The sequence below is a fragment of the Thiohalophilus sp. genome (genome assembly GCF_031581315.1).
Lineage (GTDB): Bacteria > Pseudomonadota > Gammaproteobacteria > UBA6429 > Thiohalophilaceae > Thiohalophilus.
Genome location: NZ_JAVLAZ010000062.1, coordinates 5,357 through 7,909, shown reverse-complemented (window position 1 = coordinate 7,909; position 2,553 = coordinate 5,357). Strand labels below are relative to the sequence as shown.

General features: G+C 57.5%; 3 protein-coding genes. 1 reads left to right on the top strand and 2 read right to left on the bottom strand.

The annotated features are described in order from the left end of the window. Both RI563_RS09580 and alaC read right to left on the bottom strand, forming a co-directional pair. A partial coding sequence (locus RI563_RS09580; protein WP_310694160.1) for a homoserine dehydrogenase occupies positions 1-467 on the bottom strand: 467 nt, incomplete at its 3' end. A gap of 21 nt (positions 468-488) precedes the next feature. Continuing rightward, on the bottom strand, positions 489-1,700 hold the full coding sequence (gene alaC / locus RI563_RS09575; protein WP_310694152.1) for an alanine transaminase: 1,212 nt from the start codon (positions 1,698-1,700) through the stop codon (positions 489-491). A gap of 216 nt (positions 1,701-1,916) precedes the next feature. Here alaC and RI563_RS09570 point away from each other — a divergent pair, with 216 nt between their 5' ends. After that, positions 1,917-2,342, top strand: a complete 426-nt coding sequence (locus RI563_RS09570) for an Mth938-like domain-containing protein (RefSeq protein WP_310694151.1) — start codon at positions 1,917-1,919, stop codon at positions 2,340-2,342. Positions 2,343-2,553 lie beyond the last annotated feature (211 nt).

Sequence of the window (2,553 nt, the reverse complement as noted above, 5' to 3'; positions counted from 1 at the left end):
CCGGCCAGCCACTGGATCTGGTTACCGGCCAGACCTTCGCGGATCGCCTTTATAATAGGTATACCGCCGGCGACGGCCGCCTCGAAGGCGACCATCACGCCCTTTTTCTGCGCCGCGGCGAAAATTTCGTTGCCGTGCTTGGCGATCAGTGCCTTGTTGGCGGTGACCACGTGCTTGCCCTGCTCGATGGCCTGCATGACCAGATCCTTTGCCAGGCCATCGCCACCGATCAGCTCGATGACGATCTCGATCTCGGGATTGTTGACAACCTGCAGGGGATCCGTCGTCAGTTCGATACCGGTCGTATCGCAAATACGTGGCTTGTCCAGATCCCGTGCCGCGGCATGAGTGATCTGGATGTCACGACCGGCACGTCGGGCTATCTCGCTCGCGTTGCGCTGCAATACATTCACGGTCCCGCCACCGACGGTCCCCAATCCCAATAATCCTACTTTAACCGCTTCCACTGACTTGCTTCCTCTTTATGATTATTTGCCGGAGGCCTGTTTCTTGAGTTCATCGGGATCCCGGCGCAGCATGTCCCGGATACCCCGGATTGCCTGGCGCGTACGATGTTCGTTTTCGATCAAACCGAAACGCACATGATCATCCCCGTAATCCCCGAAACCGATACCGGGCGAGGCCGCCACCTTGGCTTCCTGTAACAGTAATTTTGAAAATTCCAGCGAGCCGATATCTTTGTATTCCTCGGGGATCGGCGCCCAGACAAACATGGTGCCTTTGGGTTTTTCGATCTCCCAGCCCACGGATTTGAGCCCGTCACACAACACATCGCGACGGGAACGATAACGATCGACAATTTCCGTCACGCAATCCTGCGGCCCTTCCAGGGCGGTGATCGAGGCAACCTGGATGGGCGTGAACATGCCGTAATCGAGATAGGATTTCATCCTGGCCAGCGCCGCGACCAGCGTCGGGTTTCCGACCATGAAACCGACCCGCCAGCCCGGCATGTTGTAACTCTTGGAGAGGGAATAAAACTCCACCGCCACGTCCTTGGCGCCGTTGACCTGCAGAATCGACGGAGCCTTGTAGCCGTCGAAGACGATATCGGCATAGGCGATATCGTGCACCACCCAGATCTGGTGCTCGCGCGCGATATCGACTACTTTCTCGAAAAACTCGAGATCCACACACTGGGTGGTCGGATTGCCGGGGAAATTAAGCACCAGCATCTTCGGCTTGGGCCAGGAATCCTTGATTGCCTTCTCCAGTCCCTCGAAAAAGTCGACCCCCGGCACCAGCGGTACATGGCGAATATCAGCGCCAGCGATGATGAAGCCGTAGGGATGGATGGGATAGGCCGGATTGGGCACCAGTACCGCGTCGCCCGGGCCAACCGTGGCCAGCGCCAGATGGGCCAGCCCTTCCTTGGAGCCGATGGTGACGATTGCCTCGGACTCGGGATCCAGCTCCACGTCGAAACGTTGCTGGTACCAGCGGCAAATGGCCCGGCGCAGGCGCGGCACGCCGCGCGACAGGGAATAGCGATGGGTATCGGGACGCTGGGCGACCTCGACCAGTTTGTCGACGATGTGCTGCGGGGTCGGCTGATCGGGATTGCCCATGCCAAAGTCGATGATGTCCTCGCCACGGGCCCGGGCCGCCGCCTTCAATTCACCAACGATATTAAAGACATACGGCGGCAGCCGTTTGATTCTCGGGAAATCGTCTATCAAGTGGGCAATCCGATAAGAAAAAGGGTTAATGACCCGGGGCCCGCGCACCTGCCCCGTCTCGTCGCAAAGCGGGTAACATTAACGGGTTCGCCGGTAGACTGTCAATGTTCCCGTAGAATTCAGGGACTTAGCCCGCATCAATGCACCGAACTTGACGTCATCCCCACACCTGACCGAAGCTATCAGCGCCTGACCCACTGCCCAGCAGGACTTCGTATGAAATTCAGCCTCGAACAGGTCGGCGGACTCACCATCCGCGCTTACGACACCGGTCGAATCACGGTCGTCATTCCCCCCTGGCATCCCCTGCGTGGCGTGGTCAATATCGAGCAGGACGATGAAGGCAACGCCGAATTCAACGACAGTTTCATCATCAGCCGCGAACAGCTCACTGACGACTGGGCTCCGCAAACCTACGATGAGCTGCAACCCGAACACCTCACCACCCTGCTCGCCTACGAACCGGAACTGATCCTGCTGGGCACCGGCGCGCAACTGCGCTTTCCCAATGGCGAGACCATGGCGCGGATCCAGGAAGCCGGCGTCGGTCTGGAAGTGATGGACACCGCCGCCGCCTGCCGGACTTTTAATATCCTGGTGGCCGAAGGGCGCAACGTCGTCGCGGCGTTGATGATGATCTGAGGTCTCTTCTCTGGTTCTCTGGAAATATAACGCGGAGGTCGCAAAGGCGCGGAGAACGCGAAGAGATAATTTTGAATGTTGAATTATGAATTTTAAATGGCGGTGTTCTATTTGATTCAAAATTCAACATTCATAACTCAACATTGTTATAGCTCTGTAGGTCACGCTGGCCTCAGCCTGCGTGACATTCCTTGTCTTGTGGGAGGCGATT

Coding starts and splice junctions, on each gene's coding strand:
- RI563_RS09570 (WP_310694151.1), top strand. CDS start 1,917: ATGAAATTCAGCCTCGAACAGGTCGGCGGACTCACCATCCGCGCTTAC.